Source organism: Amycolatopsis sp. (assembly GCF_035276945.1).
Taxonomy (GTDB): domain Bacteria; phylum Actinomycetota; class Actinomycetes; order Mycobacteriales; family Pseudonocardiaceae; genus Amycolatopsis_E.
Window position 1 is genome coordinate 66,854 of record NZ_DATELF010000096.1, and the last position, 24,558, is coordinate 91,411.

22 protein-coding genes are annotated in these 24,558 nt (G+C 69.7%); 11 read left to right on the forward strand and 11 right to left on the reverse strand.

Annotated elements, in window-relative coordinates; all coding sequences use genetic code 11:
• Window positions 1-87 precede the first annotated feature (87 nt).
• From VJT49_RS16455 to VJT49_RS16470, 4 genes are all read right to left on the reverse strand, one after another.
• A complete protein-coding gene (locus tag VJT49_RS16455; RefSeq protein WP_324165696.1) occupies window positions 88-1,110 on the reverse strand; it encodes a copper resistance D family protein in 1,023 nt (340 codons plus the stop codon).
• Window positions 1,110-1,589: a copper resistance CopC family protein gene (locus VJT49_RS16460; RefSeq protein ID WP_324165722.1), complete on the reverse strand. Its 480-nt coding sequence runs from the start codon at window positions 1,587-1,589 to the stop codon at window positions 1,110-1,112. The genes VJT49_RS16455 and VJT49_RS16460 overlap by 1 nt, the downstream gene beginning before the upstream one ends.
• A 34-nt stretch (window positions 1,590-1,623) precedes the next feature.
• Entirely contained in the window at window positions 1,624-2,397 is a 774-nt protein-coding gene (locus tag VJT49_RS16465) for a YcnI family protein (protein WP_324165697.1), read from the reverse strand.
• Window positions 2,398-2,461: 64 nt separating this feature from the next.
• Window positions 2,462-2,983 (reverse strand): hypothetical protein, encoded by a 522-nt coding sequence (locus tag VJT49_RS16470; RefSeq protein ID WP_324165698.1) that lies wholly within the window; start codon window positions 2,981-2,983, stop codon window positions 2,462-2,464.
• 180 nt (window positions 2,984-3,163) lie between these two features.
• Between VJT49_RS16470 and VJT49_RS16475 the strand changes: the two genes are divergently transcribed.
• The 4 genes from VJT49_RS16475 to VJT49_RS16490 are packed head-to-tail and all read left to right on the forward strand — an operon-like array spanning window position 3,164 to window position 6,669.
• Entirely contained in the window at window positions 3,164-3,811 is a 648-nt protein-coding gene (locus VJT49_RS16475) for an ABC transporter permease (RefSeq protein ID WP_324165699.1), read from the forward strand.
• Window positions 3,765-4,943 (forward strand): ATP-binding cassette domain-containing protein, encoded by a 1,179-nt coding sequence (locus VJT49_RS16480; RefSeq protein WP_324165700.1) that lies wholly within the window; start codon window positions 3,765-3,767, stop codon window positions 4,941-4,943. Before VJT49_RS16475 ends, VJT49_RS16480 begins: the two co-directional genes overlap by 47 nt.
• Window positions 4,943-5,713, forward strand: coding sequence for an ABC transporter permease (locus VJT49_RS16485; RefSeq protein WP_324165701.1), 771 nt, complete (start codon window positions 4,943-4,945; stop codon window positions 5,711-5,713). Before VJT49_RS16480 ends, VJT49_RS16485 begins: the two co-directional genes overlap by 1 nt.
• Window positions 5,710-6,669, forward strand: a complete 960-nt coding sequence (locus tag VJT49_RS16490; RefSeq protein WP_324165702.1) for a glycine betaine ABC transporter substrate-binding protein — start codon at window positions 5,710-5,712, stop codon at window positions 6,667-6,669. The genes VJT49_RS16485 and VJT49_RS16490 overlap by 4 nt, the downstream gene beginning before the upstream one ends.
• A gap of 5 nt (window positions 6,670-6,674) precedes the next feature.
• On the opposite strand, the gene VJT49_RS16495 is transcribed toward VJT49_RS16490, so the two are convergent.
• Window positions 6,675-7,136, reverse strand: a complete 462-nt coding sequence (locus VJT49_RS16495; RefSeq protein ID WP_414635991.1) for a DUF6474 family protein — start codon at window positions 7,134-7,136, stop codon at window positions 6,675-6,677.
• Window positions 7,137-7,339: 203 nt separating this feature from the next.
• Between VJT49_RS16495 and VJT49_RS16500 the strand changes: the two genes are divergently transcribed.
• Window positions 7,340-8,971 carry a TM0106 family RecB-like putative nuclease gene (locus VJT49_RS16500; protein ID WP_324165704.1) on the forward strand — a complete coding sequence of 544 codons (1,632 nt, stop codon included), beginning with the start codon at window positions 7,340-7,342 and terminating at the stop codon, window positions 8,969-8,971.
• A gap of 124 nt (window positions 8,972-9,095) precedes the next feature.
• Here the strand turns inward: VJT49_RS16500 and VJT49_RS16505 are convergent, their stop codons facing one another.
• Complete coding sequence (locus VJT49_RS16505) at window positions 9,096-9,854, reverse strand: SDR family NAD(P)-dependent oxidoreductase (RefSeq protein ID WP_324165705.1); 759 nt, start codon at window positions 9,852-9,854, stop codon at window positions 9,096-9,098.
• A 139-nt stretch (window positions 9,855-9,993) separates the two neighbouring features.
• On the opposite strand from VJT49_RS16505, the gene VJT49_RS16510 reads away from it, so the two are divergent.
• The 3 genes from VJT49_RS16510 to VJT49_RS16520 all read left to right on the forward strand — a co-directional run bounded on the left by VJT49_RS16510 (window position 9,994) and on the right by VJT49_RS16520 (window position 13,285).
• Complete coding sequence (locus VJT49_RS16510) at window positions 9,994-11,292, forward strand: UDP-glucose/GDP-mannose dehydrogenase family protein (protein ID WP_324165706.1); 1,299 nt, start codon at window positions 9,994-9,996, stop codon at window positions 11,290-11,292.
• A gap of 200 nt (window positions 11,293-11,492) precedes the next feature.
• On the forward strand, window positions 11,493-12,554 hold the full coding sequence (locus VJT49_RS16515; RefSeq protein WP_324165723.1) for a sensor histidine kinase: 1,062 nt from the start codon (window positions 11,493-11,495) through the stop codon (window positions 12,552-12,554).
• Window positions 12,551-13,285 carry a response regulator transcription factor gene (locus VJT49_RS16520; protein ID WP_324165707.1) on the forward strand — a complete coding sequence of 245 codons (735 nt, stop codon included), beginning with the start codon at window positions 12,551-12,553 and terminating at the stop codon, window positions 13,283-13,285. Before VJT49_RS16515 ends, VJT49_RS16520 begins: the two co-directional genes overlap by 4 nt.
• A 3-nt stretch (window positions 13,286-13,288) precedes the next feature.
• Here VJT49_RS16520 and VJT49_RS16525 read toward each other — a convergent pair whose 3' ends face one another.
• Entirely contained in the window at window positions 13,289-14,521 is a 1,233-nt protein-coding gene (locus VJT49_RS16525; protein ID WP_324165708.1) for a DUF1707 domain-containing protein, read from the reverse strand.
• 121 nt (window positions 14,522-14,642) lie between these two features.
• Window positions 14,643-15,959, reverse strand: coding sequence for an alginate O-acetyltransferase AlgX-related protein (locus VJT49_RS16530; protein ID WP_324165709.1), 1,317 nt, complete (start codon window positions 15,957-15,959; stop codon window positions 14,643-14,645).
• Between the two features lie 134 nt (window positions 15,960-16,093).
• Here VJT49_RS16530 and VJT49_RS16535 point away from each other — a divergent pair, with 134 nt between their 5' ends.
• The 3 genes from VJT49_RS16535 to VJT49_RS16545 are packed head-to-tail and all read left to right on the forward strand — an operon-like array spanning window position 16,094 to window position 21,953.
• Window positions 16,094-17,518 (forward strand): class I SAM-dependent methyltransferase, encoded by a 1,425-nt coding sequence (locus VJT49_RS16535; RefSeq protein WP_324165710.1) that lies wholly within the window; start codon window positions 16,094-16,096, stop codon window positions 17,516-17,518.
• 10 nt (window positions 17,519-17,528) lie between these two features.
• A complete protein-coding gene (locus VJT49_RS16540) occupies window positions 17,529-20,711 on the forward strand; it encodes a glycosyltransferase (RefSeq protein WP_324165711.1) in 3,183 nt (1,060 codons plus the stop codon).
• Window positions 20,712-20,765: 54 nt separating this feature from the next.
• On the forward strand, window positions 20,766-21,953 hold the full coding sequence (locus tag VJT49_RS16545; protein WP_324165712.1) for an acyltransferase: 1,188 nt from the start codon (window positions 20,766-20,768) through the stop codon (window positions 21,951-21,953).
• On the opposite strand, the gene VJT49_RS16550 is transcribed toward VJT49_RS16545, so the two are convergent.
• The 3 genes from VJT49_RS16550 to VJT49_RS16560 form a co-directional block, all read right to left on the reverse strand.
• The gene (locus tag VJT49_RS16550; RefSeq protein ID WP_324165713.1) at window positions 21,853-22,998 is read right to left on the reverse strand and encodes a hypothetical protein; all 1,146 of its coding nucleotides are present in this window, start codon (window positions 22,996-22,998) and stop codon (window positions 21,853-21,855) included. The two genes, VJT49_RS16545 and VJT49_RS16550, sit on opposite strands and share 101 nt — an antisense overlap.
• A 94-nt stretch (window positions 22,999-23,092) precedes the next feature.
• Window positions 23,093-24,124 (reverse strand): hypothetical protein, encoded by a 1,032-nt coding sequence (locus tag VJT49_RS16555; RefSeq protein WP_324165714.1) that lies wholly within the window; start codon window positions 24,122-24,124, stop codon window positions 23,093-23,095.
• 185 nt (window positions 24,125-24,309) lie between these two features.
• Window positions 24,310-24,558, reverse strand: a 249-nt coding sequence (locus tag VJT49_RS16560) for a Txe/YoeB family addiction module toxin (RefSeq protein WP_324165715.1), incomplete at its 5' end; no start/stop codon positions are given.

Genomic DNA, 24,558 nt, shown 5'->3' on the forward strand with positions numbered 1-24,558 from the left:
AGTCAGCTGCTAACCGGATTAATCGCTAGGCCAAACGTGCAAGTTGCAGCTACGCTCTGTGACGATCGCGCGTCATCTGAAATCTTTTCATGTCACTGGCGCCCTGGTCAGGACGATGGCGAAGCCGAACGCCAGTCCCATCGTGGTGAGTTCCAGGGTCGCCCAGGCCGCGAGCGCGGTGCGTTCATGCCGGATGATCCGCGGCATCAGCCGCCACCTGAGGCGGGCGCCGAGCAGCGCGATCGTGCCGGCGCACATCAGTTTCAACAGCACGAGCTGCCCGTAGGGGGTGGTGAACAGTCCCGCCCAGAAGCCGATCGTGGGGTTGAGCAGGATTTCCACGCACCCGTTGAACAGACCGGTGACCGCCGCCAACGCCAGGCACACCGTGGCCAGCCTGGAGAACCGCGGCAGCGCGTGGGCGAGCAGCGTCCGGTTCGCGGAAAGCAGCACGGTCATCGCGCCGAGGCCGCCGGTCCAGGCGACCGCGCTCATCACGTGCAGCTCCATCGAGATCATCGTGTAGTCGTGGTGGTCCCAGTTCGCCGCGTGCCCGGTCACCGGCAGCGGGAGCAGCGCGAACATGCCGAGCCCCACCCGGACCTCGGCGGGCACCTTCTCCCCGTGCCGCAGAGCCAGCACGCCCAGGCCCGCGTGGACCAGCGCGAGTACGGCCACGACCAGTAGTGCCTTGCCCGCGCCGACCTGCACGACGTAGTCCCAGATGTCGCCCACACCGATGTCGGTGACCTGCGGCCGGAACTCCGCGGTCTGCAGTACCAGGGTGACCAGCGCGGTCACCGACCAGATCAGGGCGCTCGCCACCGCGCCATGGCGCGCCCTGGTCAACACCGGTTCGGTGAGCTTCGGCCGGTCGTAGCCGACCAGTACGGAAAGCAGGGAGAGCCCGATCGTCGTGACCGCCGCGAGGTCGAGCAGTACGCGCACGAGCGGGATGGCGACCGAGACCACCTCGCTGGCCTCCGCCACACCCGGGATCGGGGTGCTCGCGGTGAGCGCGACCCCGATCAACGCCCCCGCCAGCGCGGCGGTGACCGTCGCGACGACGGTGGCATAGCGAACGTGGGAGGTGGTCTCGGCCGTGGTCACTAAGGTTTCTCCCGTCCCATGCGCAGCGCGAGCGTGAGCCCGATGGCCAGCAGGACCACCGCACCGGCGATCCACACCCAGATCGGCACGCCGCCCGAACCGCTCGACTGAGCCGTCCCGGTGGCCGCGCTCGCCGTGGCCGGGGTGCCGGTGCCCGCCTTGGTCAGGGTGAAGGCGTACTGCCCTTCCACCGGGTGCCCGTCGGCGGACAGGATCCGGTAGCCCACCGTGTACACCCCGGCCGGGCCGAGCGGGCGCACCGGCGCGCTGATCACGTTGCTGTCGATCTGGACGCTGCCTTCCGCCCACTGCGTGCCGTTCGGCCCGGTGACCGCGATCTGGTTGATGTCGCCGCCCTGCACCGGCGCGTCGAAGGTGAGCGTGATCTTGGCAGGCCCGGTGTCCAGCGCGGCGTCCTTCGCCGGGTCGGTCGAGATGAGTACGTCGTGCGCGGAGGCCGGGGTGACCATGCCGAACATGGCCACCACCGCCACCGCGAGCGTGATCGCGAACCTACGGAGCACTCTTCGTCGCCTTACGAGCCCGAAGGGTCGCGCCCGCGCCGAAACCGAGGCCGAGCGCGCCGACGACCAGCCCGGCACCACCGAGCCACCGGGCGGTGGTGTCGGTGTTGCTCGCCGAACCGTCAGTCGACGAACCACTGTCCGACGAACCACTGTCCGACGAACCCATCGACATCCCCGCCATGCCGTCGTGCCCGTCGCCCGTCGCCGCGGCGAGCTTGACGGTCGGTGCGGGGTGCTCCGGTTCCTGGCCGTTCGCCGGGGTCACCTCGTTCCAGCCGACGACCTTGTTGTCGGAGTAGGTCTGGAGTGCGGGCAGCACCAGTTCGTCTACATTGGACGGAAGGGTGGACAGGGTGATCTCGAAGTCCTGGAACTGGTCGGCGCCCTTGGCGATGCCGCCGCCGGGCTGCGCCGTCCAGACGATCTTGGTGACCGGGTTGTTGACGTCGAGGTTCTTGCCGTTCTTCACCGGGGCGGGCAGCTGGGTCCTGGTGACTTCGGCCGTCCACCCGGGAATCGGCTCGTACCGCACGGAACTGAGCGCGTACTCGGGCTTGAAGTCCACCTCGAGCTTGACGGTTCCGGCGTCTTGCTCCTCGTTGGGCACGCGGAACACGACGGTGCCGTAGCCGCCCTTCTGCGGCTGGCTGCCGTAGCTGTTCGCCGTGACGTGCGCCGACGCGATTCCCGCGCCGAGGAGCCCGGTGGCGCCGACCGCGCCGATCACGACGATCGCGCGTAGAACTCGTTTCTTGGACATGGTCAGTTGCTCCTGAATGATCGAGTCCAGCGCCGGGGAGCGCTGGTGTAAGGGAATACGTGGTTCAGGAGCGAATGGGTGGGCCGCGGCGGCGATGTACCCGAGTCAACAGCACGGAGGCGAGCGGCGAACCGGCCCGGGGCCGGACCTGCGGGCGGCCCGGCCGGGCGGGTACCGGCGCCGGCCGCCACACCACGGGCAGGAGGAACCACAGGCTCGCCGCGGCCGCCAGCAGCATTGCCTCCGCGTGCGCCTGGAGGAGCGCGGTCGCGACGGTTGCCCCGGTGTGGGCGAGCATCATGCCGCCGGACGGGACGAGATGCCCCATCAGCCCGGTCAGCACGACGTGCATGCCGAGCTGGGCGGCGCCGAGGGCGGCGAGCACGCCGCGGAATCCCGTGGTCTTCTTGGCGAGCGCCGCGCCGGCCCAGCCGACGACCAGGGTCAGCACCACGGTCATCGACGCGTCGGGCAGATCGCCGTCGGCGAGCGTGTGCGCCATGACCGCCAGGCCCGCCGAACTGGTCGCGAGCAGGGCGCCGCGCACGGTCGGTAACGCACCGTGCCGCTCTGGTCGCCTGCTCACGACAGTCAAGGGTAGGAGACGGTGCGACGCGTGGTCAGGTCGTCCCACGAGACGAACCACACAAATTGCGAAAAGCGTTATCTTTCCTGGTCAGATCATGTCCGAAGGGGAGATGTGAGCCCCATGTCGAGGCGTGGGCGGTTGCAAATTTGCCAACTCATGCGAAACGGTGGTCACACCATGAACCTGTTCGAGTATGTCGCGGACCGGTGGAGCAGGCTGTCACTTCAGGCCTGGCTGCACGTCAGCGCGGTGGTACAGGCCACCGTGCTCGCCGCGGTGATCGGGGTGCTGATCGGGGTCGCGGTCTACCGCAGCCCGATCGGCTCGGCGCTGGCCACCGCGCTCGCCAGCACGATCCTGACCATTCCGTCGTTCGCCCTGATCGGGCTGCTGATCCCGCTCGTCGGGCTCGGGGTGGTCCCGTCGGTGATCTCGCTGGTGCTCTACGCGCTGCTGCCGATCGTGCGGAACACCATCGTCGGGCTGGGCGGCGTCGACCCGGCGGTGACCGACGCCGCCAGAGGCATCGGGATGAGCCGGTTCGGCGTGCTCACCCGGATCGAGCTGCGGCTGGCCTGGCCGGCGATCCTGGCCGGGATGCGGGTCGCCACCCAGATGCTGATGGGCATCGCGGTGATCGCGGCCTATGCCAAGGGACCCGGCCTCGGGTCGGAGGTGTTCTCCGGGCTGACCCGGGCGGGCAGCGTCAACTCCGTCAACCAGGCGCTGGCCGGTACGCTCGGCGTGGTCGTCCTCGCGCTGGTCCTCGACGGCATTTATGTCCTCATCGCCCGTTTCACCGTTCCGAGGGGGATCCGTGTCTGAAGCCGTTTCCGGAGCGGAAATCCGGCTGGAGAAGGTGACCAAGCGCTACCCGGGTTCGGCTGAGCCCGCCGTCGACGATGTCACGATGACCATCCCGGCGGGCAAGATCGTGATCCTGGTCGGTCCGTCGGGCTGCGGCAAGACCACCACCATGCGGATGATCAACCGCCTGATCGAGCCGACCTCGGGCCGGATCAGCATCGGTGGCGAGGACGCGCTGCGGCTGAATCCGGACCAGCTGCGCCGCAAGATCGGGTACGCGATCCAGCAGGCCGGGTTGTTCCCGCATTTCACCGTCGCGCAGAACATCGCAGTCGTGCCCGGGCTGCTCGGCTGGGACCGCAAGCGGATCGGCGACCGGGTCGAGCAGATGATGGACCTGGTGGGCCTCGACCCGAAGGTGTTCCACGACCGCTACCCGCGCCAGCTTTCCGGTGGTCAGCTGCAGCGCGTGGGCGTCGCGCGGGCGCTGGCCGCGGATCCACCGGTGCTGCTGATGGACGAGCCGTTCGGCGCGGTCGACCCGATCACGCGCGGCAACCTGCAGGACGAACTGTTGCGCCTGCAGGCCGAACTGCGCAAGACGATCGTGTTCGTCACACATGACTTCGACGAGGCGGTCAAGCTCGGCGACAAGATCGCGGTTCTCGGCGACCGGTCGGCGATCCTCCAGTACGACACGCCGGACGCGATACTGGCCAATCCGGCAGACGACACCGTCGCGGGCTTCGTCGGTGCGGGTGCGTCGCTCAAGCAGCTCACCCTGTTGCGGGTCCGGGACGTGGAGCTGAGGAAGGACACCGTCACCGCCCGGCTGAGCGATCCGCCTGCCCAGGTCCGGCGGGAGTTGACCGAGCGTGGCGAGACCTTCGCGCTGATCCTCGACGAGCGCGACCGCCCGGTACGCTGGGCCCACGTCCGTGACCTCGCCTCGGCGTCCTCGCTGAGCACGGCGGGCAAACCGGTCGGGGACCTGGTCAGCCTCCAGTCCACATTGCAGGACGCGCTCGAGGCGATGCTCGTGGAGGGCGGTGCGGTGCCGGTGACCGGCCCGCGCGGCGAGTACGCGGGGGTGATCGAACTGGACACGGTGACGGCGACCGTCCAGCGGCTGCGGGAGGAGCACTCCTGATGGCCACGACCGTTGAGTTCTCCACGGAATCCGGGTTCCGCCGCGCGGACCGGGCCCGGCTGCTCGCCCAGCCGCTGAGCGTGGCGGTGCTCGTCACAGCGGTCCTGATCTGGGCACTGACCAGGGAAAACGACGCGACCGAAGCGGAGAGCCTGAACTGGCCGACGCTGCTCGCCGACACCTGGCAGCATCTGCTGATCACCGTCGGTGTGGCGGCCATCGTGGTCGTCGTGGCGGTGCCGCTCGGGATCGTGCTGACGCGGTCGTGGGCCAGGCCGGTCGCGCCGGTGTTCCTGTCCATCGCCAACATCGGCCAGGCCGCACCGGCCCTCGGCGTGATCGTGCTGTTCTTCCTCTGGACCAGTTGGGAGGGCTTCTGGTGCGCGGTGCTGCCGATCGCCTTCTACTCGCTGCTGCCGGTGCTGCGGAACACGATCGTGGGGATCGACGCCGTGGACCCGGCACTCACCGACGCCGGCCGCGGAATCGGCATGTCGTCGGCGGGCGTGCTGTTCCGGGTCGAACTGCCGCTGGCCGTGCCGCTGATCCTGGCCGGATTGCGCACCTCGCTCGTGCTCGCGGTGGGCACGGCCACCCTGGCGTTCTTCGTCAACGGTGGCGGGCTCGGTGAGCTGATCGACACCGGCTACAAGCTGAACCGGATTCCCGTGCTGGTCACCGGTGCGGTGCTCGCGGTGGGGCTCGCGCTGCTGGTCGACTGGGTGGGCGCGGTGCTGGAGGAGGTCTTCGGACCGAGGGGGCTGTCGTGAGGAGGCTACTGGCGACCTTCGGGGCGGTGGTGCTGGCGAGTTCGCTCACCGCGTGCGGGCTGGACCTCAACGCGGCGCTGCCCTACGAGGTGAAACCGGGCTCGATCCGGCCGGAACCGAGCCTTTCCGGGGTCCACGTGACGGTGGGATCGAAGGATTTCACCGAAAACATCATTCTCGGTTACCTCGCCGAGCTTGCCCTTTCCGCGGCCGGGGCGAAGGTCACCGACCTGACCAACATCAGTGGCTCGAACAGCGAGCGCCAGGCGTTGCTCAACGAGCAGGTGAGCCTGTACTGGGAATATACCGGCACCGCCTGGATCTCCTACCAGGGCAACGACCAGCCGATTCCGGACGAGGCCGGTCAGTACGACGCGGTCAAGGCGGCCGACGAGCGACAGAACGGGGTCACCTGGCTCCGCTATTCCCCGGTCAACGACACCTATGCGTTCGGCACCACGGAAGCCTACGCGCAGGCGCACAACCTGAGGTCCACTTCGGACATGACGTCCTTTCTCCGGGAACATCCCGACCAGGCGGTGTTCTGCGTGGAAACGGAATTCGCGAGCCGGCAGGACGGTATGCCCGGGGTGCAGGCGACCTACGGTTTCCCGACCACGACGGTGAAGACGTTCGGCACCGGGACGATATATTCGGCGATCGCGAACGGAACCTGCAATTTCGGCGAGATATTCACCACCGACGGCCGGATCGCCGGGCTGAATCTCCGGGTGCTCACCGACGACAAGAAGTTCTTCCCGCAGTACAACGCGGCGGTCACGCTGAAGAAATCGTTCCTGGAACGGTATCCAGCCCTGCGTGAGGTGCTGGAACCGGTCGGCGACGCGCTGGACAACCAGCAGATGATCGAACTGTGCAAGCAGGTCGACGTCGACGGCAGAGACCCCGGCGAGGTCGCCCGTGACTGGATGGTCGCGAAGGGATTCGTCAGCTAGGAGCGTCAGATGCCGAGGCGGTGCAGCACCTGCGACTCCAGCCGTTCGAGTTCGGCCGCGACCGCCTGGTGCGCGGCCTTGCGGCGGCCGGCCGGCATGCGCTCGGCCGCGCGCACCGCGGCGGTGAGTTGCTCGAGCGTGGCCTGGGCCTCGGTGACGAACTCGCCGTCTTCCGCGGTCGCCCTCGCCGATTTCCGCAGTTCGGCCAGCGCGTCAGAGACACCGGCGATCCGCGCGAGCAGGCCGGCGCCCCGCCCGGTGTACTCGGACAGCGCCTCGACCGGGACGCCGAGCTTCCGCGCCTGGAAGCGGTCGTATGCCTCACGCAGCGCGCCCGCGGCCTTGACCGCGATCGGCGCGAGCACCGGCGCCACGGCAGGGACCACGATCTTGGCCACCGCGACGGCGTTGCGGGCCTTGCGCGGCGTCAGTCCTTTTTCGTCCGCCTTCTTTCCAGCCATGCGCATGAACTTACTGTGTGGGGCGGGACACCCGCACCCGGTCGGCCACATGATCGGGCTTCGCATTGTCGATCATGTGGGCCTCCGGTGTGGGGCGGGACACTCGCACCCGGTCGGTCGCGTGATCAGGGCTCGGTGCTACCCACGCGCTCGCGCCAGACACGTCACGCGTGCGTTTTCTGTCGGTGCTCCCTTCTAAGGTGGTGAACATGGAACCTGAGGTGCTGCTCGACGCCGGCGCGCTGAGCCGTTGCCGTCGCCGGGTGCATCTCGACCACGACCCGGCCATGCGGGAGGCCACGCAAGCCCCGCCGGACCCGTCCGCGGAACAGCGCATCGCGGACGCCGCCACGCATCGCGAGACGATCCGGCGGCGGCTGCTCGACGCCGTCCCGGGGGACTGGGTCACCGTGCCGGCCGAGTTGCCCGTGTCGGAGCGGACCAGGCTGACCGAGCGGGCGCTCACCGAGGGCGTCTCCCATATCTGGGGCGGGCTGCTGCCCGCCGACCGGGTGGGACACCGGCGCGGCGGTGCCGAACTACTCGTCCGCACCGACGGCGGGTACCTGCCGCTGCTCGTGGTGCGGCACCGGATCACCGATCCCGGTGCCGGTGCGCTGACCACCGGCCCCACCGATCTCGACCCGGGGAACGCGGTCGTCGACGAGGCCCGCAAGGTCCGCTCCCACCCGCGCGATCAGCTCCGCCTGGTTCACCTGCGCCGCATGCTGGAAACCCTGGGCCAGGCCGCGCCCCGGCCGATCGGCGGGGTGATCGGGCTGGACGCCGACGTGGTGGTCTGGCACGAGCTGGCGGCCCCCACCTGGCCGGGCAGCCGCACCGCCCTGGCCGAGTACGATGGGCGGTTCGCCGACCGGCTGGCCGTCGCGCGTTCGGCGGCCGCGGGCGGGCCCGCGCTCGCCGAGCCGTCCCGCGTGCTGGAGTGCCGGACCTGCCCGTGGTGGCCGATCTGCGAGACCGCGCTGACCGCGGTCCGGGACGTGAGCCTGGTCGTGCGTGGTGAGGACGCGATGGAGCTGCGCCGAGTCGGCGTATCCACAGTGGACAAGCTGGCTTCGCTCAGTCCCGGCGACGAGCCGCCGATCCAGTGGACCTCGGGCACGTTCGCCGACGCCGTGGCGCTGGCTCGTGCGTGGCTGGCGGATCTCACGGTGGTGCGGAGGGTGCCGGACATCCAGGTGTCGCGGGCCGATGTCGAGGTCGACGTGGACATGGAAAGCTTCGGCGAGTCCGGCGCCTACCTGTGGGGCTGTCTACTGTCCGGCGCCGACATCGGGCTGCCGCGCGGCTACCGCTCGTTCGTGACCTGGGAGCCGCTGCCCACGGCCGACGAGGCCCGCTCGTTCGCCGAGTTCTGGGCCTGGCTGACCGAGGTCCGGGAGCGCGCGGTCGCCGCCGGGTTGACCTTCCGCGCCTACTGTTACAACGCCATGGCGGAGAACCGGTGGCTGTTCGGCTCGGTCGAGCGGTTTGCCGCTTTCGACGGCGTTCCCAGCCGCTCGACCGTTCAGTCCTTTGTGGATTCCGAGGAGTGGGTGGATCTGTTCCGCAGCGTTTCCGAGCAGTTCCTGTGCGCGCGGGGCAAGGGCCTGAAAGTGGTCGCGCCGGTCGCCGGGTTCACCTGGCGCGATCCGGAGGCGGGGGGCGAGGCGTCGATGCGGTGGTACCGCGCGGCCGTGGGCATGGACGGTGAAGTCCCCGACCTCGCCCAGCGCGAACGTCTCCTCCGCTACAACGAGGACGACGTCCACGCCACCTACACCCTGCGTGCCTGGATGTCGGGCCCCGCCCACGAAATCCCGTACATGGGCGACCTGTAGTCCCGCGAGTCGGCCTTTCGTGTCGGGTGAGTCGGCCTTTGGTGTCGGGTGAGTCGGGCTTTCGTGTTGCGCGAGTCGGGTTTTGGTGTCGGGTGAGTCGGGCTTTGGCGTTGGGTGAGTTCGGTTAGCGAGGGGCCATGCGGAGGGCGCCGTCGAGGCGGATGACCTCGCCGTTCAGGTAGTCGTGTTCGACGATGTCGACCGCGAGCTGCGCGTACTCCTCCGGGCGGCCGAGCCGCTTCGGGAAGGGGACACCGGCGGCGAGGCCGGCGCGGAACTCGTCGCTGACGGTGGCCAGCATCGGAGTGTCGATGATCCCGGGAGCGATGGTCACGACGCGGATGCCCAGGGACGCCAGGTCCCGCGCGGCGGGCAGGGTCAGCCCGACCACGCCACCCTTGGACGCCGAGTAGGCCACCTGCCCGATCTGCCCGTCGAAGGCCGCCACCGACGCCGTGTTGATCACGACCCCGCGGGCGTTGTCGTTCAGCGGCTCGGTTTTGGCGATGGCTTCCGCGGCCAGGGTGATGACGTTGAAGGTGCCGATCAGGTTGATCTCCACAACCTTCCGGAACAGGCTCAGGTCGTGCGGGCCGTTCTTGGACAGGATCCGCGCGGACGGCCCGATCCCGGCGCAGTTCACCACGGTCCGCAGCGGCACCCCGGAGCTCGCGGCCTGTCCGATGGCGGCCCTGACCTGCTCGGGGTCGGTCACGTCGGTCTCGACGTAGGTCACGCCGTCCACGGCCGGTGCCTTTTCGATGCCGCCCGCCAGATCGAAGGCGAACACCCGTGCGCCCTTCGCCGCGAGTGCCTGAGCCGTCGCGCCACCGAGCCCCGAAGCTCCGCCGGTGACGATCGCCGCTGTGTCCGTGATCCGCATGCCGTCCCCTTTCTCGACCTGGTCAGGTTAACGCTCGTTCGCCATGGGAAGCGGTGGCCCTCCTCACCGTCGCGTGGAGTATTCGGGGGTGTCCACTTCCGTTCGCACGGAAGTCAACTCGGGCTGTCACCTTCGCAGCATGGGACAAGCTCGGATCGCGGTGATCGGTACCGGATACGTCGGACTGACCACCGGTGCCTGCCTCGCCAGCCTTGGCCATCGGGTTACCTGCGTGGACGTGGACGAGGTGAAGGTGGCCAGACTCGCCGCTGGCCGGGTCGACATCCTCGAGCCGGGGCTCGAGGAGTTGGTCTCGCGGGGCCTGAGCAGCGGCCGGTTGAGTTTCACCGTCGACTCGCGGCGAGCGGTGGCAGACGCCGAAGGCGTGTTCCTGTGCGTACCGACGCCGATGGGCGCGGGCGGTGCGGCCGACCTGCGCGCGGTCGAAGCGGTGATCGCGGAGGTCGGCGACGTGCTGCCGGGTGGCTGTGCGGTGATCACCAAGTCCACGGTGCCGGTCGGTACCGCGCGACGCATCCGTGAACTTCTCGGCCGCGGCGATGTGCCCGTGGTGGCGAACCCGGAGTTCCTCCGCGAGGGCACCGCGGTAGCCGACTTCCTGCACCCGGATCGGATCGTGGTCGGCTCGGACGACGAGTCCGCGGCCCGTTGGGTCGCCGGTCTGTACCAGGAGCTCGGAGCCCCGAACGTGATCACCGACGCGGCCAGCGCCGAATTGGTGAAGTATGCGGCGAACTGCTTCCTGGCGATGAAACTGTCCTACGTCAACGCGACGGCCGAGCTGTGCGAGCGGCTGGGCGCCGACATCGAGTCGGTGACCGAAGGCATGGGCTACGACCGGCGCATCGGCCGGTCCTTCCTCAAGCCCGGTCCCGGTTGGGGCGGTTCCTGCCTGCCCAAGGACACGCACGCGCTGGTCCAGGTCGCCGAGTCGGTCGGGTTCGACTTCTCGCTGCTGTCCGCGGCGATAGTGGAGAACATCGCCCAGCGCGACCGGATCGTCGCCAAGATCGCCGAAGCGGTCGGTGGGCTGGCCGGGGCGCGGATCGGGGTGCTGGGCCTGGCGTTCAAGGCGGGAACCAACGATCTGCGGGATTCTCCCGCGCTCTCGGTGACGGCCATGCTGGCCGCGCACGGCGCCGAGGTGATCGCCTACGACCCGGCGGTCGGCGGCGACCTCCCCGGCATGACCGTGGTGGACGACCCGTACCTGACGGCCAAAGGTTCCGACGGGATCGTCGTGCTCACCGAGTGGGACGAGTTCCGCAGGCTCGACTGGTCCTACCTCGCCGAGCTCATGCATGGAGAGTCGGTGGTCGACACCCGGAACCTGCTGGACCCCCGGACGATCCGGAATGCCGGCCTGTCCTGGATCGGTCTGGGCCGTCCCCGCCAGCGCCTGGTCACTCCGGCTTAGCGGGCACGGGTAGCCGGTTTGGCGGTCACGGCCATCACCGACTGGACACCGGTGACCACGTCGCCTAACGCACTGGTCGTAACCCAACAGTCGCTTTTCGACCGACGCGCGGGCACCGGCCGGTGCCGTAGCTTTCAGGTGTGTGGCGAGGCGGCGGGCGGATCCTGTGCGTGGGTGACGCGCTGGTCACGTTCTTGCCGATGGCGTTCGTCCTCGGGGTGACCACGGTCGCCGGGCACTTCCAGCCCGCGAAACACCCGCTTGACCCGCTCGCCTACGCCTGGCTCGCGGGTGCGGCGCTGCCGTTGCTGGTGACCCGGCGGTTCCCGCTGCCGGTGTTCGTCGTGGTCGCCGGGCTGACCTGGGGGTACTACCTGTCGGGCTACCCCGGCGGTCCGGTGGTGGTGCTGCCGACCATCGCCCTGTTCATCCTCACCAGGCTGCGCGGGCCGGTCGTCGCCGGGTTCGTGGGCGTTGGCGGGCTGCTCGCCGGGTTCGCTGCTTACCTGGCCACGGGTGGGCATGTGGTGCTCGATGCCCGGGCCGCACTGTTCGTGGTGTGGCTGACCGCTGTGGTCGGGATCGGCACGGCCGTGCGGAACCGGGTCGAGGCGGTCCGCGCGGCGCGCGAGCGGGCGGCCGAACGGCAGGATCGGCTGGCCGAACTCGAACGGCTGCGGATCGCCCGCGAAGTGCACGACGTGGTCGCGCACAGCCTCGCGATGATCAACGTGCAGGCCGGGGTGGCCGCCCATGTCGCCGACCGTCGACCGGAACAGGCGGTCGAGGCGCTGCGCGCGATCAAGGAAGCCAGTGCCGCCGCGCTGGCCGACCTGCGGGCCACGGTGGCGGTGCTGCGCACCGGCCAAGGCCTCGGGCCGGCGCCGAGCCTGCGCCAGCTCGACGAGTTGCTGGAACACACCCGGACGGCCGGTCTCGAGGTCCGGGTGCAGGGTTCTCCCGGCGAACTGCCCGCGCCCGTGGACGGCGCGGCCTACCGGATCCTGCAGGAGTCACTGACGAACGTGGTGCGGCACGCCAACCAGGCGACCATCGTGAAAGTCTACTTTGGACGAAACGGTGGGACGCTGGAGCTGGTGGTCCGGGACAACGGCCGTGGTGCGAGCCAGCCGTCGCCCGGACACGGGCTCCGTGGGATGGGTGAGCGGGCCGCGGCGCTCGGCGGCCGGCTCACCGCCGCTCCCGTCGAGGGCGGGTTCGAGGTGCGAGCCGAGCTGCCGGTGAAGGGAGCGAACGGATGATCGGTGCTGAATGGGGGCAAGGCCCCGAACGGGGTCTGGGGGCAAGTCCCCAGACCCCACTCAGGGTGGTCCTCGCCGACGACCAGACCTTGGTGCGCGGCGGTTTCCGGGTGCTGTTGGAGACCGAGGACGGCTTCGAGGTGTGCGGCGAGGCCGCGGACGGTTCCGAGGCCGTGCGGTTGGCGGGCGAGACGCGGCCGGACGTGGTCGTCATGGACATCCGGATGCTCGGGATGGACGGGCTGGAGGCCACCCGCCGGATCACCGCCGACCCCGACCTGGCCGCGGTGCGCGTACTGGTCCTGACCACCTTCGACGTCGACGAGTACGTCTACGAAGCGCTGCGGGCCGGCGCGAGCGGGTTCCTGCTCAAGGACACCGAGCCGGTCGAGCTGCTGCGCGCGCTGCGGGTGGTGGCGGCCGGGGAGGCGCTGCTGGCGCCGACCGTCACCAGGCGCCTGATCGCCGAGTTCGTCGGGCGTCCGGAAAACCGGCGCGTCGACGCGAACGCCGTCCGGCAGGTCACCGAGCGCGAGCGCGAGGTACTGGCCCTCGTCGCCGGCGGACTGTCGAACGACGAGATCGCCGCGCACCTCGTCATCTCCACGGCGACCGCGCGCACGCATGTCAGCCGCATCATGACCAAGGTCGGTGCCCGCGACCGTGCCCAGCTCGTCGTCCTCGCCTACGAGTCCGGGCTCGTCAGTCCGTGCCGGGGCAGCGCTGGCTGACGATCAGGAGGTGCGCAGGGTCGGCGGGGCCTGGTCGACCTGCTGCTCCAGCACCGTCTTGAACTCGTTCTTCACCGCGGCCGCGTCGTTGCCGAAGGTCTCGACGATGATCACCCGGCTGTAGAGCACGTAGACCGCGCGGTAGACCGCCTGCTGGGAACCCGACCCCGTGCTGTACACCGGCACGCCCTGCATCGACAGGGCGCCGTTCGTCGGAAGACCGCCGCTCTGCTGCGCCTGTCCGTACTGCTGGGCGGCGGCGGACGCGGAGGTCGGATCCGGCAGGGTGAGGGAGTAAAGGCCGATCGTCATCGACCCGTCGGTGGAGGTGTTGAGCCGCCCGCTCGTCATGCCGCCCTGATCCAGCGCCTGCACCACGGGATCCGGTAGGAGCTTGCCGTTCTTGAGTGCGGAGAGCGTGAGGGCGCCCCCGCCGTCACGGGCCTTGCCCGGCGGCGTGATCAGCGCGTCTTCGTCGCTGGAGGGCTCCGCCTTGGCCGGTGGGGGTGCCGGCAGCGCGCTGGAAGGGGCCGCCGCGGTGGACTGCGGGCCGGTGGTGGGGGCCGCCTGGTTGTTGCCGTTGCTGCCGAACAGCAGCCAGACCGCGACGCCGATGCCGGCGACCACCACCACGGCCACGGCCGACCAGATGATCTTCTTTCCGCTGCCCGACGACTTCTTGTCTTCGAAGCTCTCCGGCCCCTGCGACACCCATTCGAAGCCGCCCTGCGGCGCGATCGGTGGCAGGTCCCCACCACCCCACGGCGGACTGCTGTCACCCGGGGCGTTCCAGGCGGGCTGCTGCCGCGGGAATCCTCCGGGCGGGGATTGCGGGTAGCCGCCGCCCTGCTGCATCTGCCAGGCCGGCGACACGGCCTGGGTCCGGTCGCCGCTGCTGTCGTGCGGGGGCACGATCTGGGTCGCCTCGGGCGACTGCGGTCCCCACTGCGGCTGGCCTGGATGCTGCTGCGGGAACCCGGCTGGCGGGGAGCTCTGCTGCTGCGGGAACCCGGCTGGCGGGGAACTCGGCTGCTGCGGGACGCCGGACGGCGGGGACACCGGCTGGATGATCTGGGTGTTGGCCTGGTCGGCCGACGGCTGCTCGACCTGCCCCGCGTCGGGGGAGGAGACCGCGGCGGACAGGATCTGGTCACGCCGAACCCGGTAGTCGTCGGCGGACAGTTTGCCGCTCGCCAGGTCCTCGTCGAGCTTGCGCAACTCTTCCTGCCAGGTCACCCCGGCACCCCCTTCGGGATAGGTGTTCCAACGCGCGCGGGAGACCCGCCGCGGCGGCCGAGGACATCGGCCGCACCCGGACTAGCCCACATTGTGCACCTCGCCCTTCCTGTCCTCGTTGCTACCGGGGGTTTCGCGCGAGTACCGTGGCGATCTGATCGATCACCGAATCCTGGAGCAAGGGGCTCGCGCCGCCGACCGCGTTGCGCTCGGCCAACTCGACCACCACGACGTCTCGATCGGCGAGCAGCGCGGCAGCGTTAGCCGTGGGGTTCTGGGCCATCGTCTCGGCGTGCACGATGTTGAGGTCGCCGAAGCCGGCGGCGAGGAACGGCGTGGCGAACTGGGTGAACGAGTCGGCGATCATCGTGACCTTTTCGTCGATGACACCCTGCGTGGGGTCGGGCGTCTTCTGCTGGAGGCGCAGGGGCGTCCGGAAGTCGCTCGCGACGTAGCGGGTCAGGTCGGTCCTGCCGTCCGGGGCGAGCGAGTAGGCCTGCAGGTGGCGGTTCTCGGACTTGCCGATGAGCAGCGCCAGGTCCGCGGGCCAGTCCTGAATCTGCGACGGCGCGTTCGTCCAGGACGAGGTGAGCCCCGGGCTGAGCTTTTCGGCGAGCGCGTAGGTCATGGTGAGCCCGCCCTCGTAGCTCCAGTGGGTGTCGTTGCCGTCGTACAGCGGATGCCCGACCCGCTGGGCCGTCGCCGCCAGGCTGGGCCGCAGGTCGATGTCCCCGAGCAGCGCGGTGGCGTTGCGCCAGAACTGGTCCGAAGCCGCCTTGGCGCAGGCCTTTCCGGCGTAGGAGGCGGGAAGGTGCTCCGGCATGATCGTCGACTTGTCGGGTGCGATCACCAGTTCGAAGCGCCGCCCGGACGACTCCACGGCCGCCCGCAGCCGCTGAAAGGCATGGACGACCTGATCGGGACCCATCGTGGGCCGGCACTTGTTGCTCACGTCGGCACCGAGGTACATCCAGTCGTCCGAACCATAGATCAGCACCGGGTAGCCGCCGGCGGGCTGCTCGTCGTTGGCCGACGCCGGGGCCTGGGGACCGAGCCCGACCGGGCCCACCGCGCCGCCGCGCGCCGCTCCCGGTGGGTCGCCGAACACGCCCGTGCTGACAGCGTTTGCCGCGTCGACCCCGGCCTTGCGCAGCGGGAGGTGGTCGGTCGCCCAGCCCGACAGGTTGGTGAAGAAACCCCAGCCGTCGGCCGGCGACGGAAATTCGTGCAGCGCGCGGTTTTCGAACGCGGCGGGCCGCACGCCGAACACGGAGGCGAGCGCCGGGACCAGCAAGAACACCGCCGCGCAGGTCAGCGCGGTGCGCTGGCGGGGGCTGTGCCGGGGCCGGTAGAGGCTGTGCTCCTTCGGCAGCCACGACTCCGGGGTGGGAGGCAGGCCTCCCGGCGCCGGCGGGTGGGAACGAGGGCCTGCCGTCATGGGCCGTAGGGTACCGACTGCGGAAAGGGGGTCTGGGGGCTCGCCCCCGGGCCGGGCTGTGGGGGCAAGCCCCCACAACGACTCCGACGGTGGCCGGTTCACCGTCGGTTGGCCGAGGTTTGCGGAGGCGTGCCGTGCGTGTCGGACACGAGCTTGACTACCAGGAGCGGGTGGCCAGGGAACACCGGACGTTCGCGGTGCAGGAGGGTGACCTGCACGAGAACCTGCCGGAATCGGCGCACTACTGGGCGAAACGGTATGTCGTGCCGAAGCTGGCCGACCTGGGCGCGCCCGGTATCGAGGAGCTGATCACCGGCGAGATCGCGGTGCGCGCCCGGCGTCACGACCGCGAGGTGGTCGTGCTGTCCTTCGGCAGCGGTAACGGTGACCAGGAGCTGGGCTGGCTGCGCAAGCTCGCCGAGGCCGGGGTGCACAACGTCAGAATGCGCTTACTCGAGTTCAACCCCGCCATGCAGGAACGGGCCGCGGCCGCGGCCGCTGAAGCCGGGTTCGCCGACCGGGTCGAACTGGTCGAGGCCGACTTCAACACCTGGCGGGCCGACCGCGAGCACGATGTGTTCATCGGCTTCCAGGCGTTGCACCACGTGCTGGACCTCGAGCACCTGTTCGACCAGATACGGGACGGCCTGACCGCGGACGGGGCGCTGGTGGTCCACGACATGATCGGCCGCAACGGGCACCGGCGCTGGCCCGAGGCCCTGGAGGTGATCGAGCGGATCTGGGCGACCATGCCACCGGAGTTCCGCCGCAACTCGGTCACCGGCCAGGTCGACGAGCACTACGACGACCTGGACTGCGCGGTCGACGGCTTCGAGGGCATCCGGGCACAGGACCTCCTGCCGGTCCTGCTGGAGTACCTGCACCCCGGCCTGTTCTTCGCCTACGGCAGCGTGATCGACCCGTTCGTCGAGCGGATCTACGGCCACAACCTCGATCTGGCCACCGAGCGGGACCAGGCGTTCATCGACCGGGTGGGCCGGCTCGACGACAGCCTCATCGACCTCGGGGTCGTCACCCCGACCCGGCTGACCGCGGTGTTCCACCCGGCTCCGCAGCCGCTGCGCGTGCACGGCGACCGCACGCCGGAGCGGTCGATCCGGGACACCGGTCAGGCCGATCCCGCGGGCCGGATCTCCTTCCACCCCACCGCTTCCGACCCGAACACCCTGGTCCGCGGGGCCGGGCTCGCGGTAGCGCGGATGAACGGGGTCTCCCCGGACCGCTGGGCGGCAAAGGCGGTCGAGTTCCCGGTCCACACCACCGACGAGGTCGGCGGGTTGCGGTTCAGCGCCTACCTGCCGGACTGGATGCCGGAAAACGGCACGGTGACCGTGGCCGTCGACGGTGTCCCGCTCGCCGTGGTCAAGGCCGGGCACGGGTTGTTCGAGGAAACGATCCCGTGGCGCTGCCCGGTGGGCCGAACGGTCACCCTGAGCCTGCGTGCCGACTGGACCGTCACTCAGGCCGAAGAGGGCACAGGTGACGACCGTCGTCCGTTGTCGTACGTACTCGTCGGGCTGGTGCTCGAGGCCAGCTAACCTGCTCCGCATGGAAGCCCCTGGGGAGCGTCTCATCGACTGGACCGGCGAGCGGTGCGTGCCGTGGACCGACGACCACCAGGTCATTTACGAGCACTATCACCGGTACGCCTTCGCGCTGCGGTTCGTCGACGGCAAGCGCGTCCTCGACCTGGCCTCCGGTGAGGGCTATGGGTGCGTCCTGCTGGCCGGGAACGCGGCCTCGGTCATCGGGCTGGAACTGGACCAGACCACGGTCGAGCACGCGCGGCGGCGGTACGCCTCGAACCGGGTGACTTTCGAGGTCGGCTCGATCGAGGACCCCAGGGCGCTCGCCGGCTGCGAGCCGTTCGACGTGATCGCCTGCTTCGAGGCGATCGAACACGTGGAGCGGCAGGACCAGGTGCTGAGCCTGGTGCGCGACCGGCTCGCGCCGGGCGGGGTCTTCCTGTGCAGCACCCCGGACATCCAGGTCTACACCCACGACCACGGCAACGAGAACCCGTTTCACGTCCACGAACTCGACGAGAAGGGGTTCCGGGCACTGCTTGCCAAGAACTTCCGGCACGTCGAACTGTTGAAGCAGAACGTGGTGGCCGGATCGTTGATCCACGGCGACGGACCCCGGACGGAACTGCACACGCTGCACCGGGAATCCGAGGACGACTGGTCGGTCCGGGCGGGCGCCCCGCACACCTATTTCGTCGCCGTCGCGTCCGACACTCCCTTCGAAAGCCTCGGCGTCTCGGTGCTCACCGACGACCAACTGACGATCGTCGCCCACGCCGACGCGGCCCACGCTGTTGCGGCCGCCGACGCGGCAGGCCTTCGTGACCAGGTCCAATCGCTCGAAGCCGAGGCGCGCGAGGCGTTGGCCGCCGCGAACCACACCGCGGCCGAGCTGCGCCGGGAGCGAGAGACACGGCGACAGGCGGAGGCCGAACGCGATGTCGCGGTGGAAAACGTGCAGCGCACCCGGGCGGAGAACCGGTCGCTGGCTCGTGATCTCGACCGGGAGCGGCGCAAGTCGGCGCACGAGCGGGCCAGGTTGTCCTGGCTCACCGAGAACAACGGCAGACTGGCCAGGACGGTGCACGAACTGGCGGCCGAAGCCGCGAAACTCCGCGAGGAGCAGTCTGCCCTCGGGCAGCGGCTGATCAGCCAGTACCGCTCGTCGATCGAGCGGTACGCGCCGCGCGGAACTCGCCGCCGCGACGTCTACGAGCGGGCGCTGGGCCGTCCCGCAGGCGTGCTGCCGCCCGCCCCGGCGATCGGGCCGATCGCCGTCACCACCAGCGACCAGCCGATCGTCAGCGTGATCATCCCGGTCTACGGGCACTGGGACTACACGCGCCGCTGCCTGGAATCCGTCGAGCTCGCCCTGCCGACCACGCCGTTCGAGGTCATCGTCGTCGACGACGCCTCCCCGGACGATTCGGCCGACCGGGTCGCGGCCTGTCCGGGTGTGCGGCTGGTGCGGGCGCCGTGGAACCTGGGCTTTATCGGCGCCTGCAACCTGGGCGCCGAACACGCCCGCGGCGAACTCGTCATGTTCCTCAACAACGACACCGAGGTCCAGCCCGGCTGGCTCGACGAGCTGGTGGCGGTCGTGGAGGACCGCGAGGACGTGGGGCTGGTCGGTTCGAAGCTCGTCTACCCCGACGGCCGGGCGCAGGAGAGCGGCGGCATCATCTGGGCGGACGGCACCGGGTGGAACTACGGCCGCAACTCGCCGGCCGGGGAGCCGTGGCTGCAGACCGTCCGCGAGGTCGACTACTGCTCGGGCGCGGCTCTGCTCATCCGCCGCGACCTGTTCGAGCGGGTCGGTGGTTTCGACAAGCGCTACGCGCCCGCGTACTACGAGGACACCGATCTCGCGTTCGCCGTCCGGGCGGCGGGATACCGCACGGTGGTGCAGCCCGCGTCGGTGGTCGTGCACCACGAAGGCGTCTCGAACGGTACGGACCTTTCGTCCGGGGTGAAGCGCCACCAGGAACTCAACCGGCATCTCTTCGTCGACAAGTGGTCCAGGGAACTGGCCGACCACCTGCCCGAGGCCAGCCCGCGCAATCTGTGGCTGGCCCGGCAGCGGACCGCCGCCGGTCACGGTGGGGGCATCGTCCTCGTCGCCGACCACCAGGTGCCCCGGACCGACGAGGACTCCGGTTCCGTCCGGATGGGCCGCCTGCTCGAGGTTCTCGTCGGGCTCGGCGAGCGGGTGGTGTTCTTCCCGCTCAACCGCGCGCTCCCGGACAAGTACACGAAACCCTTGCACGCCATGGGTGTCACCGTCATCGGCGAGGAGTGGCACCAGCAGGCGTTCCTGGAGGAGGCCGGGCCGTCGATCAAGCTGGCGGTGCTGTCCCGGCCGCACGTGGCCTGGCAGTTGTTGGAGCAGTTGCGTGGGCTTTCCCCGGACTGCCGGATCGCCTACGACACCGTCGATCTGCACTTCCTGCGCCTGGAACGGCAGGCCGAACTCGCCGCGCGGGCCGGTGACGAAGAGCAGGCCGCGTCGCTGCGGCGGCGCTCGCAGGTCTCGCGCGAGCTCGAACTGAGCCTGGCCAGGACCACGGACGTCACCCTGACGGTGTCCGAAGTGGAGCGTGACCTGCTGGCCCGCATGGTGCCGTCGGCGCGCGTCGAAGTTCTGTCCAATGTGCACATCGTGGACAGCGCGGAGGCGGTGCCGGACGGCCGGTCCGGCGTGCTGTTCGTGGGCAGTTTCCACCATGTCCCCAACCAGGACGCGGCGCGGTGGCTGGCAACCGAGATCATGCCGTTGGTGCGGGAGCGCCGCCCCGATGCCGTGGCGCACGTCGTCGGCAGCAACCCGCGCGGCGAGATCATGGCGCTGGCCGGTGACGGCGTGATCGTGCACGGCTGGGTGCCCGATCTCGCACCCGTCTACCGCGACGCCCGCGTCGTGGTGGCACCGTTGCGGTTCGGCGCCGGAGTCAAGGGAAAGGTCGGCGAAGCCCTCGAACGCGGGGTGCCGGTCGTCGCGACCTCGATCGCCACCGAGGGCATGCACCTGGAGCACGGGGAGAGCGTGCTGACCGGCGAGACGGCCCGTGAACTCGCGGACCACCTGATCGCCCTGCTCGACGACGACAAGATGTGGAACCAGTTGTCGGAGCAGGGCAAGCTCGCCGTGGCCCGGCAGTTCGGTCCCGGCGTCGCGCGAAGGACGTGCCAAGCTCTGCTGGAGTGATTCTCGAACCGAAACGGCATCCGGATTGGGCTTGATGGGCTAGCATCCGTTGGCATGTGGGCGGTCCGGGGGAAAATTTCCGCCGATCCCAATATCGGGTTCGCGTGGCTCAGGATGATCGGCTCGATCATCGTCGTCGTCGACCATTCCTCACCCCTGCTGGATCCCACATGGCTGACCATCTTCCCCGCGTCCTGGCACACCTCGCCGGGGTATGTCGCGCTCATGGGCTTCTTCGCGATGAGCGGCTACCAGATCCAGGACAGCTGGCTCCGCGACCCGTCCTGGTGGCGGTTCTCGGCGCGACGGCTGCTGCGGATCATGCCGCCACTGGTCGTCGTGCTGGCCGTGACCGTTTTCGTCATCGGCCCGCTCGTGACGACCTGGCCGGTCGACGCCTACTTCGCACACGAGCAGACCTGGCGTTACCTCATCGGCACGATGGTGTTGTTCCTGATGCAACACCACCTGCCCGGAGTGTTCGACGACAACCCGTACCCGTGGTCGGTCAACGGCTCGCTCTGGACGCTGCCGATGGAGCTGCTCGGGTACGGGATCGTGCTCGTGGTCGGCGTGATCATCGCGCTCGGCGTGTCCCGGCTGGTGCTGTTCCCGTTGCTGGCGGGCATGTTCGTGGCCGACGGGATGCTCCGCGCGACCTTCGAGTACCACGGTGCGGGCGGCTCGCTGCTGCTGATTCCGATCGGGTCGACGGTGTCCTTCCTCGTACCGTTCGTGATCGGCATGATCCTGCGTACCTACCGCGACCGGATCCCGTTCAAACCCCTTCTCGCCTGGTTGCTGCTCGGTCTGTGGCTCGTGCTCCACCAGACCCCGGCGGCCCGCTTCGCGCTCGCGATCATGGCTTCCTACGGCGCGATCACGCTGGCGATGCACTGGCCGTGGCGGCTCGAGCGGTGGGCGCCCTACGTCCACGGCAGCTACGGCACCTACATCTGGGCGTTCCCGATCCAGCAACTGCTGATCATGGCGGGAGTGCGGAAGCTGTGGCTGCTCGTCCTCATCGCGGTCCCCGCCGCCTACCTCGCCGGGCAGCTCTCCTGGCGGCTGGTCGAGGAGCCCACGCAGCGCCTGCGCAAGCACCTCGCGACCCCGGCCGCGCGCCCCGGGCCCCCGTTGCTCAGCGCGCCGGCAGCGCCTCCTGCAGCGAGGACCGCGTCTGCCCCAGGTGTTGGCTCAGCCGCACTGCCTCCAGCGTGGCAGGCTGGGAAACCCAGATGACGACCGCGATGTTGTCCGACGCGTACCAGGTCCCGTTCGTCAACCGGTTGCCGTCCTTGCCGGTCACCACGGTCGGATCGCCGGGAAGCGCGGTGAATCCGCTCGACAGCGCACTGGTGCGCAAGTAGGCCACGACCGCTTTGGCTTCGCTGGCGTTACGCGCCGGGATGGCGAGCACGAAGTACGCGTCGTCACCCTGTACAGAACCGCGGTAGACCACTTCGTTGACGTGGTTTCGGGTGAACTCTTCCGCGGCCTGGGCCGGATACAGCCCGAGTCGCACGCCCTTGTCCACCGCGACCGTCGAGCTGTTGGCGTCCGGTGTTCCCGGCAACGCGGGCAGCCGGTCCGCCAAGGCAGGCGTGGCGGTGGAGGCCGCGTTCGCGGTGGGCGCCGGCGGGCCGCCGTTTCTGCCCAGCAGCCAGGTCGCGCCCATGATCATGCCGAGCACCACGAGCACGGCAAGGGAGAGGAACAACCAGGTGGGTCGGCGGCCCAGCGGTTTTTCGCGCAACGGCAGGCTGTGCTGGCGGATGATTCCGGAGCAGTGGCGGCTGGCGCGCCGCCTGCCTCCCGACGGGAGCGGTGGCGCGGGGTGGAACCGTGCGGCCGGTGGCACGAGGCCGGGCGGGTTCACGGGCTGGGTGATGACGGTCGGCGCTTCGGAGAGGGCCGGGTAGCGAATCGAGTCCGTCGGTCGCTGGTCGGCGGGACTGGGTGCGCTGGTCGGCCGGCCGGAGGTGAGCAACGCGGACGCCTTGTCTCCTGACTCGGCGGGGGTGGGTGGCGGTGGTTGTGGCTGCGGCGGCGGTTCTGGTCGCGGCTGTGCCGATCCCGTGGTGAACCAGCCGGGATTGGTGGACTGCCAGCCGTTGGGGTGTGGTGTGCCGCCCACCGGCGCGAGCGGCGCGGCCAGGGGCGACGGGGCGCCTCCCCCGGAAGCCGCGGCGAGCAGCTCGTCGCGCTGCTTTCGGTACTCCTGACGGCTGATCTTGCCGCCGGCCAGGTCGGCGTCCAGTCGGCGCAGCTCCTCCTGCCAACTCATGGAAGCTCCTCGGGTGGTTCAGATGGGGTGCGTCAACGCCGGCCCGGCTTACCGTAGCGCCAATAGATGACCTCGTGTGGTCATGGTGAAAACATCACGGATTCGGTGGCAGGGCCGCCGCCACGGCCTGTAGGACCTGCGCCAGCCGTGCCCGCAGCGTCGCCGCGTCCTCGCTGACCGGCTGGGACACCGCCAGCCCGATCACCACCGACTCGGACGCGTACCACAAGCCGCTCATGCGCCCGCCAGGATTGTCCGTGGTGTAAGCGGTTTCCGCCTCGCTCGGGCCGAGTGGGGCAGCGGTGAAACCGATGTCGGTGAGGGTCTGGCGAAGGCCTTTGACCAGCTTCGCCGCGTCACTCGCGGAAGACGTGGGGATGGCCACCAACTGGTACCCCATGTTCCCGCCGACCGTGTCCGCGGACGCCCGGTAGACGACCTCCTGAGCGCCGCTCGCCCGGATCTTCGACGCGTCCGTCGCGCTGACGACCTTCAGCCGGACGGCCTTGTCGAGCGAGATGGTCGCGTTGTCCGGGTTCGCCGTCCCCGGCAGGGGTGGCAGTTTGCCCGCCACGACGAGTTCGGGATTGGCCGGGCCGGCGGGGGCGGTGTTGGTCGTGGGGACGCTGAGGAACCAGGTGGTGCCGACGATCATGCCGAGCACCACGAGCACGGCGACGACGAGGAACAGGCGCGTGTGGCGGCGAACGCCCGGTTTGCCGGATGTATCGGCGACCCGCGGCGCCGGGAGCCACGGCGCCGCGGGCATGAGGCTTGGCGGGTTCACGGCACGGGTGATGACCGTCGGAGCGTCGGCGAGCGAGGGGTAGCGCATCGAATCCGTCGGTCGCTCGTCGGCGGGACTGGGAGCGGTGGTCGGCCGTTCGGACCGGAGCAGGGCGGCGGAGGAGTTCTCCGGTGGCTCCTGCGCCCTTGGCGGGCGCTGCTCGGAACAGCCCGGGTTCGTGGTTTGCCAGTTCGTGGGGCCGGGCTCCGCCGGTGGCGGGGTTTGCCGACGGGCGGCCGCGGTGAGTAGTTCCGCTCGCCGCCTGCGGTGCTCGTGGCGGCTGATCCTGCCGCCGGCCAGGTCGGCGTCCAGACGTCGCAACTGGTCCCGCCAACTCATCAGGGCTCCTCGGGTCGTTCACGTGGCACTAGGGCCCGCGACAACCGTAGCGCCAATGGGTGATCTCGTGGGCGACGTACAGCGGAAACATGGCGTGGTCTGGTATGCCCAGGATTGAACCGGGTTGGTGGTGCGGTTGACGCCACGCCCGTCAGCGGCGTGAAAGGCGAAAGGTGATCACGGCGCTACCTACCATAGTGGTAGCGGCACGAGGCGATTCTGATCTCGTCGTCCGCGATCTTGTGGACGAGCCGGTGTTCGTCGGTGATGCGACGCGGCCAGTAGCTCTGGAACCCGTGTTTCAGTGGCTCTGGTTTGCCGATTCCTTCGTTGCCGCCGCGTCCGATTTCCTTGAGCAGGTCATTGATCCGTTTGAGGACTTTTCGATCCTGAGCATGCCACCAGAGGCAGTCCTCCCGGGCAAGCTCATCCCA

Excerpts from the sequence above, each read along its gene's own strand:
- VJT49_RS16475 (WP_324165699.1), top strand. The coding sequence starts at position 3,164 with ATGAACCTGTTCGAGTATGTCGCGGACCGGTGGAGCAGGCTGTCACTT.
- VJT49_RS16510 (WP_324165706.1), top strand. The coding sequence starts at position 9,994 with ATGGGACAAGCTCGGATCGCGGTGATCGGTACCGGATACGTCGGACTG.
- VJT49_RS16520 (WP_324165707.1), top strand. The coding sequence starts at position 12,551 with ATGATCGGTGCTGAATGGGGGCAAGGCCCCGAACGGGGTCTGGGGGCA.
- VJT49_RS16500 (WP_324165704.1), top strand. The coding sequence starts at position 7,340 with ATGGAACCTGAGGTGCTGCTCGACGCCGGCGCGCTGAGCCGTTGCCGT.
- VJT49_RS16505 (WP_324165705.1), bottom strand. The coding sequence starts at position 9,854 with ATGCGGATCACGGACACAGCGGCGATCGTCACCGGCGGAGCTTCGGGG.
- VJT49_RS16550 (WP_324165713.1), bottom strand. The coding sequence starts at position 22,998 with ATGAGTTGGCAGGAGGAGCTGCGCCGACTGGACGCCGACCTGGCCGGC.
- VJT49_RS16545 (WP_324165712.1), top strand. The coding sequence starts at position 20,766 with ATGTGGGCGGTCCGGGGGAAAATTTCCGCCGATCCCAATATCGGGTTC.
- VJT49_RS16530 (WP_324165709.1), bottom strand. The coding sequence starts at position 15,959 with ATGACGGCAGGCCCTCGTTCCCACCCGCCGGCGCCGGGAGGCCTGCCT.
- VJT49_RS16460 (WP_324165722.1), bottom strand. The coding sequence starts at position 1,589 with ATGTTCGGCATGGTCACCCCGGCCTCCGCGCACGACGTACTCATCTCG.
- VJT49_RS16515 (WP_324165723.1), top strand. The coding sequence starts at position 11,493 with ATGGCGTTCGTCCTCGGGGTGACCACGGTCGCCGGGCACTTCCAGCCC.
- VJT49_RS16495 (WP_414635991.1), bottom strand. The coding sequence starts at position 7,136 with ATGCGCATGGCTGGAAAGAAGGCGGACGAAAAAGGACTGACGCCGCGC.
- VJT49_RS16480 (WP_324165700.1), top strand. The coding sequence starts at position 3,765 with ATGTCCTCATCGCCCGTTTCACCGTTCCGAGGGGGATCCGTGTCTGAA.
- VJT49_RS16555 (WP_324165714.1), bottom strand. The coding sequence starts at position 24,124 with ATGAGTTGGCGGGACCAGTTGCGACGTCTGGACGCCGACCTGGCCGGC.
- VJT49_RS16465 (WP_324165697.1), bottom strand. The coding sequence starts at position 2,397 with ATGTCCAAGAAACGAGTTCTACGCGCGATCGTCGTGATCGGCGCGGTC.
- VJT49_RS16540 (WP_324165711.1), top strand. The coding sequence starts at position 17,529 with ATGGAAGCCCCTGGGGAGCGTCTCATCGACTGGACCGGCGAGCGGTGC.
- VJT49_RS16485 (WP_324165701.1), top strand. The coding sequence starts at position 4,943 with ATGGCCACGACCGTTGAGTTCTCCACGGAATCCGGGTTCCGCCGCGCG.